This window comes from Streptomyces poriticola (genome assembly GCF_036689765.1).
GTDB classification, from domain to species: Bacteria; Actinomycetota; Actinomycetes; order Streptomycetales; family Streptomycetaceae; genus Streptomyces; species Streptomyces poriticola.
The window spans coordinates 16,284-34,020 of sequence record NZ_JBAGKH010000005.1; the positions used below are offsets into that span (position 1 = coordinate 16,284).

16 protein-coding genes and 1 pseudogene are annotated in these 17,737 nt (G+C 75.0%); 12 read left to right on the forward strand and 5 right to left on the reverse strand.

Annotation, left to right across the window (positions count from 1 at the left end; genetic code table 11):
* Positions 1-367: 367 nt before the first annotated feature.
* Positions 368-1,213, forward strand: coding sequence for a spermidine synthase (locus V5O46_RS10040; protein WP_332884158.1), 846 nt, complete (start codon positions 368-370; stop codon positions 1,211-1,213).
* Between the two features lie 10 nt (positions 1,214-1,223).
* On the opposite strand, the gene V5O46_RS10045 is transcribed toward V5O46_RS10040, so the two are convergent.
* Complete coding sequence (locus V5O46_RS10045; protein ID WP_332884159.1) at positions 1,224-2,246, reverse strand: hypothetical protein; 1,023 nt, start codon at positions 2,244-2,246, stop codon at positions 1,224-1,226.
* A gap of 186 nt (positions 2,247-2,432) precedes the next feature.
* Here V5O46_RS10045 and V5O46_RS10050 point away from each other — a divergent pair.
* Together V5O46_RS10050 and V5O46_RS10055 are read left to right on the forward strand one after the other, a co-directional pair.
* A pseudogene (locus V5O46_RS10050) lies at positions 2,433-2,859 on the forward strand (DUF4442 domain-containing protein).
* A 357-nt stretch (positions 2,860-3,216) separates the two neighbouring features.
* Positions 3,217-5,202, forward strand: coding sequence for a ricin-type beta-trefoil lectin domain protein (locus tag V5O46_RS10055; protein ID WP_332884160.1), 1,986 nt, complete (start codon positions 3,217-3,219; stop codon positions 5,200-5,202).
* A 566-nt stretch (positions 5,203-5,768) separates the two neighbouring features.
* On the opposite strand, the gene V5O46_RS10060 is transcribed toward V5O46_RS10055, so the two are convergent.
* The gene (locus tag V5O46_RS10060; protein ID WP_332884161.1) at positions 5,769-6,302 is read right to left on the reverse strand and encodes a gamma carbonic anhydrase family protein; all 534 of its coding nucleotides are present in this window, start codon (positions 6,300-6,302) and stop codon (positions 5,769-5,771) included.
* A 107-nt stretch (positions 6,303-6,409) separates the two neighbouring features.
* Between V5O46_RS10060 and V5O46_RS10065 the strand changes: the two genes are divergently transcribed.
* From V5O46_RS10065 to V5O46_RS10075, 3 genes are all read left to right on the forward strand, one after another.
* Positions 6,410-7,174, forward strand: a complete 765-nt coding sequence (locus V5O46_RS10065; RefSeq protein ID WP_332884162.1) for an acyltransferase — start codon at positions 6,410-6,412, stop codon at positions 7,172-7,174.
* A 177-nt stretch (positions 7,175-7,351) separates the two neighbouring features.
* Positions 7,352-7,924: a helix-turn-helix domain-containing protein gene (locus V5O46_RS10070; protein ID WP_332884163.1), complete on the forward strand. Its 573-nt coding sequence runs from the start codon at positions 7,352-7,354 to the stop codon at positions 7,922-7,924.
* 43 nt (positions 7,925-7,967) lie between these two features.
* Positions 7,968-8,525, forward strand: coding sequence for a YbaK/EbsC family protein (locus V5O46_RS10075; RefSeq protein WP_332884164.1), 558 nt, complete (start codon positions 7,968-7,970; stop codon positions 8,523-8,525).
* Positions 8,526-8,529: 4 nt separating this feature from the next.
* On the opposite strand, the gene V5O46_RS10080 is transcribed toward V5O46_RS10075, so the two are convergent.
* Positions 8,530-9,657, reverse strand: a complete 1,128-nt coding sequence (locus V5O46_RS10080; protein WP_332884165.1) for a cation diffusion facilitator family transporter — start codon at positions 9,655-9,657, stop codon at positions 8,530-8,532.
* A gap of 59 nt (positions 9,658-9,716) precedes the next feature.
* On the opposite strand from V5O46_RS10080, the gene V5O46_RS10085 reads away from it, so the two are divergent.
* Positions 9,717-10,076, forward strand: coding sequence for an ArsR/SmtB family transcription factor (locus V5O46_RS10085; protein WP_332884166.1), 360 nt, complete (start codon positions 9,717-9,719; stop codon positions 10,074-10,076).
* Positions 10,077-10,145: 69 nt separating this feature from the next.
* On the opposite strand, the gene V5O46_RS10090 is transcribed toward V5O46_RS10085, so the two are convergent.
* The gene (locus V5O46_RS10090; protein WP_332884167.1) at positions 10,146-10,565 is read right to left on the reverse strand and encodes a CoA-binding protein; all 420 of its coding nucleotides are present in this window, start codon (positions 10,563-10,565) and stop codon (positions 10,146-10,148) included.
* A gap of 137 nt (positions 10,566-10,702) precedes the next feature.
* Here V5O46_RS10090 and V5O46_RS10095 point away from each other — a divergent pair, with 137 nt between their 5' ends.
* The 5 genes from V5O46_RS10095 to V5O46_RS10115 all read left to right on the forward strand — a co-directional run bounded on the left by V5O46_RS10095 (position 10,703) and on the right by V5O46_RS10115 (position 16,986).
* Positions 10,703-11,431, forward strand: coding sequence for a hypothetical protein (locus V5O46_RS10095; protein ID WP_332884168.1), 729 nt, complete (start codon positions 10,703-10,705; stop codon positions 11,429-11,431).
* A complete protein-coding gene (locus V5O46_RS10100) occupies positions 11,428-11,970 on the forward strand; it encodes a SixA phosphatase family protein (RefSeq protein ID WP_332884169.1) in 543 nt (180 codons plus the stop codon). The genes V5O46_RS10095 and V5O46_RS10100 overlap by 4 nt, the downstream gene beginning before the upstream one ends.
* Positions 11,971-11,987: 17 nt before the next feature.
* Positions 11,988-12,614 carry a YigZ family protein gene (locus V5O46_RS10105; RefSeq protein ID WP_332884170.1) on the forward strand — a complete coding sequence of 209 codons (627 nt, stop codon included), beginning with the start codon at positions 11,988-11,990 and terminating at the stop codon, positions 12,612-12,614.
* Positions 12,615-12,773: 159 nt separating this feature from the next.
* Positions 12,774-13,937, forward strand: coding sequence for an exonuclease SbcCD subunit D (locus tag V5O46_RS10110; protein ID WP_332884171.1), 1,164 nt, complete (start codon positions 12,774-12,776; stop codon positions 13,935-13,937).
* Between the two features lie 40 nt (positions 13,938-13,977).
* On the forward strand, positions 13,978-16,986 hold the full coding sequence (locus V5O46_RS10115; protein WP_332884172.1) for an SMC family ATPase: 3,009 nt from the start codon (positions 13,978-13,980) through the stop codon (positions 16,984-16,986).
* An 81-nt stretch (positions 16,987-17,067) separates the two neighbouring features.
* Here V5O46_RS10115 and V5O46_RS10120 read toward each other — a convergent pair whose 3' ends face one another.
* Entirely contained in the window at positions 17,068-17,727 is a 660-nt protein-coding gene (locus V5O46_RS10120; RefSeq protein WP_332884489.1) for a type III effector protein, read from the reverse strand.
* Positions 17,728-17,737 lie beyond the last annotated feature (10 nt).

The window sequence follows — 17,737 nt, forward strand, 5'->3', positions numbered from 1 at the left end:
GACCCCGCCCTCGGTACGACGGTGGGGCCCCGCCGCCCGGGTACGAGCGGTGGGTGCCCGGGGGCTCGGGGTCCGGGTACGAGCGGTGGGTGCCGAGCGCCCGCCGTCGCGCCGTCTGCGGGGCCACCGTCCTGTCGGTGCGAGGAACCGTTCCCGGTCTTGAGGGCAGCCGTCCGCCACAGGCTGCAGCTCACCCCTGCTGCGCGATCAGCGCCCGCACACCCTCGGCGTCCGTGCCGGGCCGGCACCGGGGTGCGACCCGCTGCCGCAGCGGGAGCTCCCCGGCGGCGTGGAGCCCGGTGAGGAGGACCAGGGTCGGGCCTCCGGGGGGACGGGCACCCGTACGGGCCCCGGCACAATGGAGCGCGTGAACGAGCCGATCCCCGTCAGCCGGGCCGTCGACCACGGTACTGCCAAGCTGATGCCCGACGTCGACCGGAAGCGGGCCTGGCTGCTGACGGTCGACGGGGCCCCGCAGTCGTACGTCGACCTGGACGAGCCGGAGCACCTGGAGTTCGAGTACACGCGGCGCCTCGGGCACGTCCTGGACACCGTCGCCGGGCCGGGGCGCCCACTGGACGTGCTGCACCTGGGCGGCGGGGCGCTCACCCTGCCCCGGTACGTCGCCGCTACCCGGCCCGGCTCCCGGCAAGACGTGGTGGAGGCCGACCGGGGCCTGCTGGAGCTGGTCGCCGAGGAACTGCCGCTGCCGGACGGTTCCGGCATCGCCCTGCACCCGGCCGACGCCCGCGCCTGGCTCGCGGCGGCCCCGGCGGACTCGGCGGACCTGCTGGTCGCCGACGTCTTCGGCGGTTCCCGGGTGCCCGCCCATCTGACCTCGCTCGGCTATGCCCGCGAGGCCGCTCGGGCGCTGCGGCCGGACGGGGTCTACCTCGCCAACCTCGCCGACTCCGCGCCGTTCGCCTTCCTCCGCTCCCAGCTCGCCACGTTCGGCACTGTGTTCGAGGAGTTGGTGCTGATCGCCGAGCCGGGTGTGCTGCGCGGCCGCCGGTTCGGAAACGCGGTACTGGTGGCCGCGCACCGGCCCCTCGACACCGCGGTACTGGCCCGGCGCACGGCCGCCGACGCCTTCCCGGCCCGGGTGGTGCACAGCGCCGCCCTGCGCGAGTTCACCGGCGACGCCGTGCCGGTTCGGGACGCGGACGCGGTACCTTCGCCCGAGCCTCCCGAGGGGGCGTTCGGCATCGGCTGACCCGTGCGGGTCAGGACTCCGTGGGCGGCTCCTCGGTCAGCCGCACGGTGCTCAGGATCTTCTGCACGGTCGCCTCCGGGATCTCCTCGTCGACACCCTTGGCGCCGTACAGGTTCCAGGTGACGAAATCGCCCGCACCGTTCTTGAACGCGAAGGTGATCGCCTTGCCGTCGGTGGCGCACTTGCCCTTCTGCGGGGTGTTCACCGAGTGGGCTGTGGCGATGCTGCCCTTGATCCCGGACTTGGTCGTGTACGCCTTCGGTTTGTCGTACTTCACGCTCTTCTTGTCCGGCTGCGTGTAGCCGCCGAAGATCCACCACGGCACCCGGGTCTCGGCCGCCTCGTCGGAGTCCTTGGCGCCGTTCTCGCCGCGCGTGCCGGCGGTGACGAGGGCGGTGTGCTCCTCGCGGCCGTCCTTGTTGTCGTCGGTCGTGCACCACTCGGACTTCAGATAGGCGGGAGCGGTGACGGTGGTCCGGTCCAGTTTGCCGTCCTCGTCCTCCCACTCGAAGCCGACGCTGGTACCCGTGTTCTCGATCTCCCAGTCGGCGGGTACGTCGAACAGGGTGCCGAAGCGCGGGTTGGCGACGACCTTCCAGCCCGGGACGGTCGGCTTCAGCTCGTCACCGCCGCGCGGGTTGTCGTCCGAACCGGAGGGGCTCTCCTCGGGTGACTTGCTCGGATCCGCCGACGCGCTCGCCGACGGCTTCTCGTCCTTGCCGCCGTCCGCCTGGTCGTCCTTGTCACCGCCCAGCACCAGGAAGCCCGTGACTCCGGCGGCGATCACCACGGCCGTGGCCGCCACGATCGCGACCAGTTTGGTCTGGTTCCCGCCGCCCCTGGTGGGCGGCTGCGGGGCGCCCACCGGCTGGGTGGCACCCCACTGCGGCTGCTGCGCGTAGGAGTTGGGCTGCTGGTAGCCGGGCTGCTGGTACGGATTCGGCTGCTGGTACCCCGGCTGCTGATACGGGTTGTTCTGCGGGTTCTGCTGCGGATTCTGCTCGCCCCCGGGCGGCTGCTGTCCTGGCCACATGGGCAGCAACCCTAGCCGCGTCCGGGAAACGATTCGGTCACCGCCCCTTGTCAGGGACGTACCGAAAGCGGGAACCGGAAGATCCGGACGCCCGGGGGGTGGTCGCGATCGGCCGAGGCGATCGGGCGGCCGGATCTGGCCCCTCTTCCTACTCGCGGGTAACCTGTCGCCATGAGCGCAGACCAGATGTCGATCGGCGAGATGCTCGCCGCCACGGTGCACCCTGAACCTGGAGTACCTGGAGACCACCCCGGAGAAGGCCGTGCTGGCCCTGCCGGACCAGAGCGAGTACCGCAACCACGTGGGCGGGCCGCACGCCGGAGCCATGTTCACCCTCGGAGAGTCCGCGAGCGGTGCCGTCGTCCTGGCGGCCTTCGGGGACCAGCTCTCCCGTGCCGTGCCGCTGCCGGTCACCGCGGAGATCGCGTTCAAGAAGATCGCGCTCGGCCCGGTCACCGCCACCGCGACGCTGGGGCGCCCGATCGCCGATGTCGTCGCCGAACTGGACGAGGGCGAGCGGCCCGAGTTCCCGGTGGAGGTCGCCATCCGGCGTGCGGACGGCGCCGTCACCGGCGAGATGACCGTCGTGTGGACCCTGCGCCCCAACGGCTGAGCCGCGATCCGGCCGACGACCTCCCGGGGTCCGGCCCGCGACCCCCAGGGCCCCGGCCCGGGCACCGTGCCCGGGCCGGGGCCCCGGGTCTTTCCCGCCGGATCCGGAGATTTCGTGGAGACCGCGGCGTCATCCGGCTCTCTATGTCCACGACTTGACGACGAGTCGACCTCGAAATTGCGAAAGCCGGTACGTATACCCGCGGTAACTCCGCGGGAATTTCCGCACGGTGAATGATGGTCGGTCGAACTCCTTGTTCGTTCTCGGTGAGTTGTGCGAGTGTGAGCCACCCGTGAGCGGCCAAGCCCGCACTCACGGCAGGTATGCACCGATGTCGCACTGGAAGGAATGGGTTCAGTGCAATCCGCTCACCCCCCACGCCCGCCGTACCCGCCGTGCCCCGGGGCGGCCTCGCAGGATTCCGACCGCGATCTCCTCGCCGCCGTCGGCGATTCCCGGGAGGGCCCGCGTGCCGTCGCCCTGCTGCTGGCCCGGCACTGGCGTGCGGCCTACGAGTACGCCGTCATCTGCTGTGCCTCCGCGGCGGATCCGGCCGCGCTGGCCGCCACCGCCGCCCTTCGGGAGGTGCTCGCCGGGCCGGTCGCCGGGGCGCTGCGCCCCCAGGTGCTGGTCACCGTCCGGCAGACCGTCGCCGGCTGGGCGGACGACGACCGCATAAGCGCACTGCTGCCCGAACTCCGCAAACCCACCGGAGGTCGCGGACTGCGTGCCGCGCGTACCGGGACACCCGAAAGGCGGCATATCGCAGAGCATGCATTCCGGGCACTACCCGCGGCCTCCCAATGCCTGCTCTGGCATGCCGAGGCAGAAGGCCAGCCGATTTCCGTACCGGCCGGTCTGCTGGGAGTGGACGCCGCCACCGCATCGGCCGCCCTGCAGCGGGCCCGCGAACAATTCCGGGACGGCTGCGTCTCCGCACACCGGGAACTCGCCCCCACCCGGGAATGCGGCTACTACAACCGGCTCCTGGACGGTCCCGTGCGCCGCGGCGGGGTACTGCTGCCTGATGTGCGCCGGCATCTGACGGAGTGCCGGTACTGTCGCGACGCCGTCCAACAGATCGGCCGGGCCGAGGCCGCCACCGGCCTCCTTCTCGCCGAGACGGTGCTGGGCTGGGGCGCCCGGCGCTACTACGACTCGCGCCCCGGCCGCACCGCCGCCGCGCATCCTGCCCGGCAGGCGGCAGGCCGGGCAGACGGCGGCGGACGCCACCGACTGCGGGTCCGCACCGGCGCGTCCGGGACGGCCGGTCTCCCGGCGGTTCCAGGACGGCGGGGCCGGGCCGTGGCCGTCGGCGTCGGCCTGGCCTCCCTCGCACTCCTCGCGACCGCGCTGGTCACCCGCGGCTGGTCCGAGGGCGGCGAGACCGGGCCCGGCGCCACCTGGGGAGCCCCCAGCAGTGCCGGGCCGGGCCCCGGGACCCGGCCCGGCGCGGACCACGCTCAGGAGGTCGCCCGCGGCCGGCTGCGGAACCTCGCGGTCGGCCTGTGCCTCGACGCCCGCGACGGAGGAGCGGACGGGGGCGCCGGGGTGACCCTGGCGGAGTGCTCCGCGGCCGCCTCACAGCAGTGGTCGTACCGGGAGGACGGACTGCTGCGCGGCGTCGCCGATCCCACCCGCTGTCTCGGCTCCGACGCCGATACGGGGTCGGTCCTCCTCGCGGGTTGTGTGGTACATCCGGGTGAGGTGCGCTACGACCTCACCGTCCGCGGTGAACTCCTCCTGCGCGGCGGGACCGGCAGCGTCGTCGCCGGCGGTCCGGACGGTGCCGTGGCCGTCGCGACGCGCGACGGATCCGCCGGCCAGCGCTGGCTGCTCGACACCGGCCCGTCCGACCAGCCCCGGACGCGCGACACCAGGGAGCCGAGGGTGCACGAGGACGTTCCGCTGTCGAAGGACGGGGCACCGCAGAAGAATCCGTCAGGGAAGGACGACGCACCGCCGAGGACGGACGGGCCGGCGCGGACGGACCGGCCGCAGGACAAGGGCCGGCCCGAGGGGGAGCGGCAGCCCGAGGTGCGCCCACCGGACCCGGAGCCGCCCGGCGCAACGGATCCGAGCCCTTCGGAAACCCGCCGAGGAGGAGCCGAGCGGGGGAGGGACGGACGCGGGCGGGACGATCAAGGGCGACAAGAACGCGGGCGCCAAGAGCAGGAAGAACGAGGGCGACAAGAGCAGGAAGGACGGGAGAGACAGGGGCACGGGGGGTGGGCCGACCTCCCGCGACGGTACCGCCACTCGGATCCGCGGCCCCGCGGCGGGGGCAGCGTGGACCACGGCCAACCGCACCGGGGCAGCAGCGAGCACGCGGCCTCGACCTAGCCGCCGCCCTGTCCCACGGCAAGTCCTCCACCGGGCCGGGCACCCACACTGCCCGGCCGCTGTCGCCGCGGCCGGGGTGGCCGGTCTCGCCCGTCCGTGGGTGGCCGTTCCCTCAGTGGCTCAAGGGCCTGGGAGGTACCCCCAGGGCGGCACCCACGCCGAGTGGCCGCTGCCGCCGCGGCCGGGTTGGCCGGCCCTGCCGGGCCGTGGACGGTCGTGGCTGCTGGGGTGTCGCGTCCCGGAGTGTTCGGTGCTGCTGCGGCCGGGGTGGCCGGTCTCGCCCGGCCCCGTGGGCGGTCGTGCCTTCCCCAGCGCATGAAGGGCCCGGGAGGTACCCCGAGGGCGGCACGGGTGGGCGCGGGCCGCACCCTGTCGGCGCCGGGCCGCGCGGGCTCCCCGTCCCCGCCGGTCACCCTGGCGCCGGACGTCCCGCCGAGCAGGTCACCGCAAGCGCGCGGGCCGCGCCCGCCCTCGTGGTCGCCGCAACGCCGCTCCGGGCCCCGCGCCGGGGGACTGCCCGGACACCGTCGCCGAACCGGAGACGTCCCCGGGCCCGAGGCCGGCGCTCACGCCGCTCCGTGCACCCCGCGATGGGCCACAGCCAGCTCCGCGTACACCGTCCCGTTGAGCGTGACCCCCTCCCGTTCCTCGTCGGTCAGCTGCCGCCGCACCTTCGCCGGCACCCCCGCGACCAGTGAGCCCGGCGGCACCTCCATGCCCTGCGGTACCAGGGCCTGCGCGGCGATCAGCGAACCGGAGCCGATCACCGCACCGTTGAGGACCGTGGCACCCATGCCGATCAGGCAGTCGTCGCCGATGCTCGCACCGTGCACGACGGCGTTGTGACCGATCGACACCCGCTCGCCGACCGTGACGGGGAAACCCGGGTCGGCGTGCAGCGTGCAGTTGTCCTGGACGTTGCTGCTCGCACCGACCGTGATCGACTCGACGTCGCCGCGCAGCACCGCCCCGTACCAGACACTCGCCCCGGCGTGCAGCGTCACGTCCCCGATCACGGTGGACGCCGGCGCCACGAACGCCTCCTGGTCCACCTTCGGTTCCTTGCCGCCGATGCCCGTGATCAGCGCCTTCTGCGTCATCGTCGCCTCCTGGTCGGGTGATGCAGAGCACCGTACGCCACCCGGTGGGGCGAAGATCACAGGGCTCCGGCCGCATGGCCGTACGGCGTGCTGAGTACCGTGAGCGGGTGCCGAAGCGCAAGAACACGTTCTCATCCTGGCGGCGCCGCCTCGCGCAGCGGGCCGTCCACGCGGGCTGGGCCTGGGTGCAGCGCACCGGCTCCGTCACCGCAGAACACCCCGGGCGCCTGCGCTTCCGCGCCCTGGGCACCGGCACCCGGCTCGCCTTCCCGCTCGGCACGGTCTTCGGTGAGCCCTGGATCGAGCTGGGCGCCCACTGCATCATCGGCGAGCAGGTCACCCTGACCGCCGGGCTCATGCCCGACCTCGACCTCGGCCCGGAGCCGATCCTGCGCATCGGCGACGGCGTGGTCCTGGGCCGGGGCAGCCACGTCATCGCCGACACCTCGGTCACCATAGGCAGCGACTGCTACTTCGGCCCGTACGTCTACGTCACCTCCACGAACCACTCCTACGACGATCCGGACCAGCCCATCGGCAAGCAGTGGCCCCGCATGGAGCCGGTGGAGATCGGCCCCGGCTGCTGGATCGGCACCGGCGCGGTGATCCTCCCCGGTGCGCGTATCGGGCGGAACGTGGTGGTGGCCGCGGGCGCGGTGGTCCGCGGCCGGGTGCCCGACCACGCCGTGGTCGCGGGCGCACCCGCCCGCGTCGTACGTCGCTGGACCCCGGACGCCGGCTGGCAGCCGCCGCTGCGGACCCCGGCCCCGGTGCCGATACCGGACGGCACCACACCGGACCAGCTGCGCGCCCTGGCGGAGCTGGACGAGGCCGCGGCGGCCGACCTGGCCCGGCTGGACGCCGAGGCCTGAGCCCGGCCGATCGGCCGGACACGGTCGCTGGCAGTACAGTTCGATGGACGATCAGGTGCACCCGGCGGTAGTTCACCAGCCCGCACTGCGGAAGCGGAGCCGCGACGGCGGACGGGTGGAGCCGCGACGGCGGACGGGAAGACGGACGGGAACAATGGACGGAACAATGGACGGATCGTGGCCGACCTCGACCTGCTGACCCAGTCCCTGGCACGCAACGTCAAGCGCTGGCGCGCCGAGCGTGGATTCACCCTGGACACGCTCGCCGCTCGCGCCGGGGTCAGCCGCGGCATGCTCATCCAGATCGAGCAGGCCCGCACCAACCCCAGCATCGGCACCGTGGTGAAGATCGGCGACGCGCTCGGGGTCAGCGTCACCACGCTGCTCGACTACGAACAGGGCCCGGTCGTCCGTGTCGTGCCCGCGGAGCAGGCGGTACGGCTCTGGCACACCGACGCCGGCAGCTACAACCGGCTGCTGGCCGGAACCGAGGCCCCCGGGCCGCTGGAGATGTGGGACTGGCGGCTGATGCCGGGGGAGAACAGCCCCTCCGACCCGCACCCCGTCGGCACCGTCGAGCTGGTGCACGTCACCGCCGGGGAACTGACCCTCACCGTGGACGGCGCCGAGTTCCGGGTGCCGGCCGGCGCCAGCGCCTCCTTCGAGGCGGCCACCCCGCACACGTACGGCAACGCGGGCGACGTACCGATGGAGATGGTCATGGCCGTCTCGGTGCCGCCCGTGCGGTGAGACGGCCCGGCTCCGTCACTGCCGCCCTTGCTAGCGTGCCGCCATGGACGCACCCATCGGACACTTCGACACCGCCGCGCCGGCCCCCGAGCGGCTCGACGAGCTGACCGCCCCGGTCGCCGACGCCGTACGCCACTGGCGCGGCAGCGTCCCCGCCGAGCAGATCGTCTACGTCGACACCGACCCGCAGTGGGCCGACACCGCGGTCTTCGTCGAGCACTACGGCCGCGAGCTGCTCGAACAGTCCGCCAACTGCGTCGTGGTCACCGGCAAGCGGGGCGGTGGGACCACGCTCGCCGCCTGCGTCGTGCTCTCCACCACCCGGGTGGACGTCAACGGTGCCGTCCGCCGCCGACTCGGCGCCCGCAAGGCCTCCTTCGCCCCGATGGACACCGCCACCGGCGAGACCGGCATGGAGTACGGCGGCATCACGCCGATCGGTCTGCCCGAGGGCTGGCCGGTGCTGGTCGACTCGGCCGTCGTCGATCTGCCGTACGTCCTCGTCGGCAGCGGACGCCGGCGCGGCAAACTGCTGGTGCCCGGCAAGGCGTTCGCCGAGCTGCCCGGCGCGGTGGTCCTGGAGGGCCTGGGCACCGCCTGACGCATCAGGCCGGGGCGGCGTGATGGGCCAGCGGCAGATGCGGATCCGCCTCCCCCGGCACCGGAGCCGGATCGGCGTGCACCAGGGCGGCGGTCAGCCGGGGTACGGCGTGCAGCAGCGCGTGCTCGGCGTCCACGGCGACGCGGTGGGCCTCGCGGAGGGTGGCCTCGGCGTCCACCACCACGGCCACCTCGGCGCGCAGCCGGTGCCCGATCCAGCGCAGCCGCAGCTCGCCGACCCCGTGCACGCCCGGCACCTCGGCCAGCGCCCGCTCGGCCCGGTCCACCAGCGCCGGGTCGACGGCGTCCAGCACCCTCCGGAACACCTCGCGCGCCGCGTCCCGCAGCACCAGCGTGATCGCGGCCGTGATCGCCAGCCCCACCAGCGGGTCGGCGAGCCGCCAGCCCAGCGCCGCACCTCCGGCGCTCAGCAGCACCGCCAGCGAGGTGAAGCCGTCGGTCCGGGCGTGCAGGCCGTCGGCGACCAGCGCGGCGGAGCCGATCGCGCGGCCGGCCCGGATACGGTAGCGGGCCACCCACTCGTTGCCGGCGAAGCCGACCAGCGCGGCCACCGCCACCGCCGGGATGTGCTCCATGTCGCGCGGATCGAACAGCCGGTCCACCGCCGTCCAGGCGGCGAAGGCCGCGGACGCCGCGATGGTCAGCACGATCACGATGCCGGCCAGGTCCTCGGCCCGGCCGTAGCCGTAGGTGAAACGGCGCGTGGCCGCCCGCCGGCCCAGGACGAAGGCGACGGCGAGCGGTACGGCGGTCAGCGCGTCGGCGGCGTTGTGCACCGTGTCGCCGAGCAGCGCCACCGAGCCGGAGGCGACCACGACCACCGCCTGGGCCAGTGCGGTCGCGCCGAGCACGGCCAGCGACACCCACAGCGCACGCAGCCCGCGGGCCGACGACTCCAGGGCCGGGTCCACCTTGTCGGCGGTCTCGTGGGAGTGGAGGGAGAGGAGATGCCGCAGCCGGTGGCGCAGGCCGGGGTCCGCGTCGTCATGGCGGTGGCTGCCGGTGCGGTCGCCGTGGTGGCGATGGTGGCTGTGGCTGTGGTGGCTTTGGCCCGGGTGCTGGTGGTCGCTGACGTGTTCGTGGCCGCCGTGGTGCGGATGCCGGTCGCTCACGGGTTCCCCTTCCGGAATCGGAGGTGGACGCGCGCTGCCCACGGCGCCATTATGTGCGTATGAGCGCACGCATGCACCTATCAACTGCGCACGATGCGCATCCGCGCACCCCGAGCGAGGAGCAACTGGCCCTCGCCGCCGAACTGCTCGCCCTCCTCGGCGACCGCACCCGCCTCGCCCTGCTGCACACCCTGACCACGGCCGAGGCGGACGTCACGACGCTCACCGAGGCCTGTGGAGCGGCCCGGCCCGCGGTCAGCCAGCATCTGGCGAGGCTGCGGCTGGCCGGGCTGGTGGAGACCAGAAAAGAGGGGCGCCGGGTGGTCTACTCACTGCGGGACGGGCATCTGCGCCGACTGCTGGGCGAGGCGCTGAACGTCGCCGACCACCGGCTGCGCGACCGGCCCACCCACGACTGACCCCACCGGGAGTGCCTGCCCGGCGGAGCGTCCTGCCCGGCAGCAGCGCTGCCCGCGTCGCGACCCCGCCTAACGGAGGCCCTGCCCGAGCCGCGGTATCTCGATCGCGGGGCAGCGGTCCATCACCATCTCCAGGCCCGCCGCGCGGGTCCGCTCGAACGCCGCCTCGTCGACGACGCCGAGCTGGAACCAGACCGCCTCGGCGCCCTTCGTCACCGCCTCGCCGGCGATCGGCCCCGCCAGGGCGCTGTTGACGAACACGTCGACCACATCGACGTCGAAGGGGATGTCCGCGAGGGAGGCGTACCCCCGCTCGCCATGGACCGTCTCCGCCTTCGGATGCACCGGCACCACCCGCTTGCCGAAACGCTGCAGCACGTCCGCCACGCCGTAGGCCGCACGCCGCCGGTTGGACGACAGACCGACCACCGCCCAGGTGTCACCCAGCTCGGTCAGAATCCTGCGGACGGTTGCGTCGTCGCCGTACACCTGCGGCCTCCTCGGGCTCCGGGACACGCTCCGGGTGCGCGCTCCCGCCCCGCACAACGGCCCGCGGACCGCAGAGATTCCCGGGCCTTCCGGGCCGCCCGCCTGCGGCGCGCCCCACGGCCGCCTACGCTCGCCCTGTGCTGCGCATCATCGACGCCCGGACCGGTGAGCCGGTCCCCGCCGCCCCCGTCCGCCGGGGCCTGACCCGGGTCGAGGCACATGCGCCGGGACGCGACACCACCGGCCTGCGGGTGCTGCTCGTCGCCGACCTGCTGGTCCGGGCCCTGGAGCTCGGCGGCACGCCCGTATGGGCACGGCTGACCGCCCGCGGCGACGCGGCCGGGCTGCGCGCCGACGCCGCCGCGCTGGGCGTCCGTCCCTTCGAGGACGACCGGGACCTCGGCGCCGGCCTCGGCGAGGCCCAGGTCGTCCATGTCGTACCGGCCGATGCCACGGCCGCCCCCGAGGGGGTGCGGCTGGCCGTCGGCCCGGTCACGGGGGACGGTCCGGCCGACCCGGACGACACCGACCCGTACGCCCTGCGCCTGGCCCTGCTCGTCCGCCCCCGCGGCGAGCCCGTCCGGGTCGGGCCGGACACCGCCGCCGAGGCCCGTGCCGCGCTGACGCGCTGGCGCCGCGCCGTCGCCCGCTGGGCGCACAGCCCCTCCCGCCCCGTGCCCGACGACGTGCGCGGACAGCTCCGCACCGCATGGGAGGACGACCTGGACGCACCTGGGGTGCTCCGCGTCCTGCACCGGGTCGAGACCGACCCCGGTCTGCCCGACGGCGCACGCTTCGAGACGTACGCCTACGCCGACCGGCTCCTCGGCCTCGACCTCACCCGCGGCCTCGGGACGACGCCGTGACCGCGCGCGCCGGAGCCGGCCCGCTGCGCCGCCTGGTCGTGCTGCGGCACGCCAAGTCGGCCCGCCCCGCGGGCGTCGCCGACCACGACCGACCGCTCGCCGGGCGCGGCCGGCGCGACGCCCCGGCCGCCGGGCGGGCGCTCGCCGAGGCGGACCGCCTGCCGGACCTCGCGCTGTGCTCCACCGCCACGCGCGCGCGTGCCACCTGGGAACTGGCCTCCGCCGAGTGGGGCACCCCACCCCCGGTGCGGCTGGAACCGCGGCTGTACGCCGCCGACGTGCCGGAGCTGCTGGCCGTGGTGCGCGAGGTGCCCGACGAGGTCGGGACGCTGCTGGTGGTCGGGCACAATCCCGGGCTCGAGGACCTGGTGCTGGAGCTCGCCGCGGACGGCCTGGACGACACCCTGGACCGGGTCCGGGTGAAGTTCCCCACCTCGGCGATCGCCGTCCTGGACTGGCACGGCCCCGCCTGGCACACCCTCGCCCCCGGCGCGGCCCTGCTCACCTCCGTGACGGTGCCCAGGGGCGGCATCCGGTGAGCGCATAGGGTGGCCGGATGCAGGACGAGTACCGCACGGTCGCCCGCGCGGGCGTGCACGAGACCGAGGTCAACCGCTCCCGCTTTCTGTGCACGCTCGCCCCCGCGGCCACCGAGCAGGAGGCCCAGGAGTTCGTCGCGGCCGTACGCAAGGAGCACGCGGACGCCAACCACAACTGCTGGGCGTACGTCATCGGCGCCGACGCCGCGATCCAGAAGGCGAGCGACGACGGCGAGCCCGGCGGCACCGCGGGCGTCCCCATGCTGCAGATGCTCCTGCGCCGCGACATGCGGTACGTCGTGGCCGTGGTCACCCGCTACTTCGGCGGGGTCAAACTCGGTGCCGGCGGGCTGATCCGCGCCTACGGCGGAGCCGTCGGCGAGGCCCTCGACGCGCTCGGCACCCTCACCCGGCGCCGCTTCCGGCTGGCCACGGTCACCGTCGACCACCAGCGCGCCGGCAAGCTCCAGAACGATCTGCGCGCCACCGGACGCGAGGTGCGCGACGTGCACTACGGCGAGGCCGTCACCCTGGAGATCGGGCTGCCCGACGCCGACGTGGACGCCTTCCGCGCCTGGCTCGCGGACGCCACCGCAGGGACCGCCGGGTTCGAGGCGGGCGGCGAGGCGTACGGGGACGCCTGAACGGCCGGGCAGGACGAGCGGGCCGAGCAGACGGGCCGGACGGGTCGGACGCGCAAGCGGGGAATGCCGGGCATAGCGGGAGTAAATGCCACCGTGGGAACGGTCGATACGGGAGTAACCGCCCGTGGTGTCGGACCCGGCGGCTAGTCTCGGGGGATCATGAGACTGCTGCACACGTCCGACTGGCACCTGGGCCGGGCATTCCATCGCGTGAACATGCTCGACGCCCAGGAGGTGTTCATCGACCACCTCGTCAGTACCGTGCGCGAGCACGGCATCGACGCGGTGGTCGTCTCCGGCGACGTGTACGACCGGGCGGTGCCGCCGCTCGCCGCGGTCGAGCTGTTCGACGACGCCCTGCACCGCCTGGCCGCGCTCGGCGTCCCCACCGTGATGATCTCCGGCAACCACGACTCGGCGCGCCGCCTCGGTGTCGGCGCCGGGCTGATCGGCCGGGCCGGCATCCATCTGCGGACCGCGCCCGCCGAATGCGGCACCCCCGTGCTGCTGCACGACGCCCACGGCCCCGTGGCCTTCTACGGGCTGCCCTATCTCGAGCCGGCTCTGGTGCGCGGCGAGTTCGGCGTCGAGAAGGCGAGCCACGAGACCGTGCTCGCCGCCGCCATGGGCCGGGTCCGCGCCGACCTCGCCAGCCGCGCGCGGGGCACCCGCTCCGTCGTCCTGGCGCACGCCTTCGTCACCGGCGGCGAGCCCAGCGACAGCGAGCGGGACATCACCGTCGGCGGGGTCGCCGCCGTCCCGGCCGGGGTCTTCGACGGCGTCGACTACGTGGCCCTCGGCCACCTCCACGGCTGTCAGACCATCACCGAGCGCGTCCGCTACTCCGGCTCCCCGCTGCCCTACTCCTTCTCCGAGGCCACCCACCGCAAGAGCCTCTGGCTCGTGGACCTGGGCGCCGACGGCGCCGTCACCGCCGAGCGGCTCGACTGCCCGGTGCCGCGCCCGCTGGCCCGGCTCCGCGGCACCCTGGAGGAGCTGCTCTCCGACCCGGAACTGGCCCGCCACGAGGAGGCGTGGGTCGAGGCGACCCTCACCGACCCGGTCCGCCCGGACGACCCCATGGCCAGGCTCACCGCGCGCTTCCCGCACACCCTCAGTCTGGGCTTCGACCCCGACCGCGCCCCCGACGACCCCGCCGTCTCCTACGCCAGGCGGCTGGCCGGCCGCGACGACCGGCAGATCGCCGAGGACTTCGTCGCCCATGTGCGCGGCACAGGCCCGGACACGCAGGAACGGGCCGTGCTGCGGGACGCGTTCGACGCCGTGCGCGCCGACGAGACCGTGCGGGAGGTGGCACGGTGACGGCGAGGCCGCCGGCCACCATGCACGTGCGGGAGGGCCGATGAGGCTGCACCGGCTGGACCTCACCGCCTTCGGACCCTTCGGCGGCTCGCAGGCCGTCCACTTCGACGACCTGTCCGCCGCCGGGCTCTTCCTGCTGCACGGACCCACCGGCGCCGGCAAGACCTCCGTCCTGGACGCCGTCTGCTACGCCCTGTACGGCTCCGTGCCCGGCGCCCGGCAGAGCGCCCAGGGCCTCACCCTGCGCAGCGACCACGCCGCCCCCGGCACCCGCACCGAGGTGCGCCTCGACCTCACCGTCGCCGGACGACGGCTGGAGATCACCCGGCAGCCGCCGTGGGAGCGGCCCAAGAAACGCGGCTCGGGCACCACCGTCGACAAGGCCCAGACATGGCTGCGCGAGTACGACGCCACAGCCGGGAGCTGGAGGGCCCTCAGCCGCTCCCACCAGGAGGTCGGTGAGGAGATCACCCAGCTGCTCGGCATGAGCCGCGAGCAGTTCTGCCAGGTCGTGCTGCTGCCCCAGGGCGACTTCGCGCGTTTCCTGCGCGCCGACGCCGAGGCCCGCGGCAAGCTGCTCGGGCGGCTGTTCGTCACCCGCCGCTTCGCCGACGTCGAGAAGCACCTCGCCGACCTGCGCCGCACCACCGAGGCCCGGGTGCGCGAGGGCGACGCCGCACTGCTCGCCGACGCCCACCGCATGCAGCAGGCGGCCGGCGACGCCATGGAGCTGCCGGAACTGGCCCCCGGCGAGCCCGGACTGGCCGAGGCCGTGCTCGGTGCCGCCGCGGTGGCCCGCAGCACCGCCCGCGAACAGCTCACGGCCGCCCGCTGCCGGCTCGGCGCCGCCGAGACCGCCCAGGCCGCCGCCGAGCGCGACCTCGCCGACGTACGCGAACGCGACCGGCTGCAGCGCCGGTACGCCGGGGCCCGGGAGCGGGCCGAGCGGCTGGCGGAGCAGGCCGGCACCCACCGTGCCGACGAGCAGCGCATGGAGCGCGCCCGCAAGGCCGAGAAGGTGGCCCCCGCCCTCGAACTCCGCCGGTCCGCGGACGCCGAACACCGCCGGACCGCCGAGGCCGAGGCACGCGCGCGTGCGCTGCTGCCGGACGCCCACACCGACGCCGGCGCGGCCGGGCTGGCCGCCGCGGCGCGGCGCGTCACCGAGGAGCTGGGCGGCCTGGAGTCCGCGCGCCGCGCCGAAGGGCGCCTCGCCGAACTGACCGCCGAGCGCGCCGGCCTGGACCGCGACGAACGCGCCGACCAGGACGTCCTCCACGAGGCGGGAAACTGGCTCGCCGACTGGGACGCCACCCGCGACGCCCTCCGGCGGCGCATCGAGACCGCCCAGGACGCCGTGGCCGAGGCCGCCCGGCTGGCCGACCGGCGCGAGGCGGCGCAGCAGCGGCTGGCCGCGGCCCGGCAGCGCGACGAACTCTCCGCCGCCACCGACACCGCCCGTCGGCGAGCCCTCGCCTCCGCCGAACACGCGGCCGAAGCCCGGGCCCACTGGCTCGACCTGAAGGAACAGCGGCTGAACGGCATCGCCGCCGAACTGGCCGCCCACCTCTCCCCGGGCCGGCCCTGCACCGTCTGCGGCGCCACCGACCACCCCGCCCCCGCCCGCAAGGTCGCCGGCCACGTCGACCGCGCCGCCGAGGACCGCGCCGTCGCCGCCCACCAGGCCGCCGATGTGCAGCGCGCCGAGGACGAGCAGCGCCTCGCCCGGGCCCGCGAGGCCCTCGCCGCCGCCGACGCCGAGGCCGGAAACACCCCCGCCGGCCTCCTCGCCGAGGAAGCGGAGGAACTGGAGCGCCGGTACGCGCGGGCCCGCGCCACCGCCTCCGGGCTGCACGCCGCGCAGGAGGAGCTGCGCCGCGCGGAACAGGAGCACGAGCGGCGCACCGCCGTCCGGCAGGAGGCCGCCGTCCGCGCCGCGTCCCGGGTGGGCCACCGCGAGCGGCTGGATCGCGAACGCGCCACCCTGGAGGAGGAACTGGCCCGGGCCAGAGGCGCCGCGGACAGCGTCGCCGCCCGCGCCGCCCAACTGGAGCGGCACGCCGCCCGCCTCGCCGACGCCGCCGAGGCCGCCCGCCTCGCCGAGGACACCGCCCAGCGGCTCAAGGACGCCGACGCCCGGCTCGCCGACGCCGCCTTCCGCGCCGGGTTCGACACCCCGCAGGCCGCAGCCGGCGCCCTGCTCGACGACGCCGCCCACCGCGCACTCCAGCACCGTCTGGACTCCTGGCGGACCGAGGACGCCGCCGTCCGCGCGCTGCTCGCCGAGGACGACACCGCGGCAGCCGCCCGGCAGCCGCCCGCCCGCCTCGCCGCCGCCGAGGACGTGGCCGCCGACGCCGCCCGGCGGCTGCGCGACGCGGCCTCCGCCCATGACGCCGCCGCCCGGCGCTGCGCCGAACTGGACACGCTCTCCGCCGGCGCCACCGCCGCCGCGCACCGGCTCGGCCCGCTGCGCGACGCCCACGACCGGGTGGCACGGCTCGCCACCCTCGCCGCCGGCACCTCGGCGGACAACACCCGCCGGATGCGCCTCGAGTCGTACGTCCTCGCGGCCCGGCTGGAACAGGTCGCCGCCGCCGCGACCGTGCGGCTGCGGCGCATGTCGTCCGGCCGCTACACCCTGGTCCACTCCGACGACCGCACCGGGCGCGGGCGCAGCGGCCTCGGACTGCACGTCGTCGACGCCTGGACCGGCCGCGAACGCGACACCGCGACCCTCTCCGGCGGAGAGACCTTCTTCGCCTCGCTCGCGCTCGCCCTCGGGCTCGCCGACGTCGTCACCGACGAGGCCGGCGGGGTCCGTCTGGACACCCTCTTCATCGACGAGGGCTTCGGCAGCCTCGACGACCAGACCCTCGACGAGGTGCTCGACGTGCTGGACTCGCTGCGCGAACGCGACCGCAGTGTCGGCATCGTCAGCCACGTCCCCGACCTGCGGCGGCGGATCCATGCCCAACTGGAGGTCGTCAAGGGGCGGTCGGGGTCGGTGCTGCGACAGCGGGGCAGCGGGTACGCGCTCAGCGGCTGACCGGCTTTCAGCGTCCGGGACCCGACGGCACGAGCCGGGCCGGAACGCCTTCCTGCGTAGCCCTCGGTGCAACGGGTGGGTTCAGGGTGGTGTGAGGGTGTCGAGCTGTGCTGCGAGGTCGGGGTGGGTGGTGGTGAGGTGGGGGCGGGCGGCTTTGAGCGGGCGAACGAGCTCGGCCGGGTCGTCGTGGGCGAGGGCCGCGTGGAGCCGGCTGAGCGGGAGCTCGGCCGTGGCGGGCAGGTCGGTCAGTGCGGTGATCTGGCCGGCGATGCGGCGCAGGTCGGCTGCTCTGCGGCGGGCCCAGGTCGCGGTGGTGCGTTCGGCGGCGCGGGCCTGGCGGGTGGCCTGGACGCGTTGTTCGCCGGTGGTCCCCGCGGGGCCGGGGCGGCCTCGCAGGTAGCGGCGTTCGGCGGCCTGGCGGCTGGCCACGCCGAGGGGGTGGGCGAGATCGGCCCAGCTGGCGCCCGCGTCGCGTGCGGTTTCGATCAGGCCGGTTTCCCAGCCGGCGAGCTGCTCGCGGACCTGCCGCAGCAGCGTCAGGGAGGCCAGCGCCTGCTCCGGCCCGGGAACGGGCGTGCCGGACGTGTCCGCGGACTCCCGCTGGGCGTCGCGCAGCGCGTCGTCTATGGCGTGCAGGGCTGCCGCGGCGGCGAGGAAGGACGCCGGGCTGTGGGCATTCGTGCTGGTCGTGGACGGCTCGTCGGCTGGGGTCGTCACGGACACCTCCCCTGTTGCGGTCATCGCGTAGACG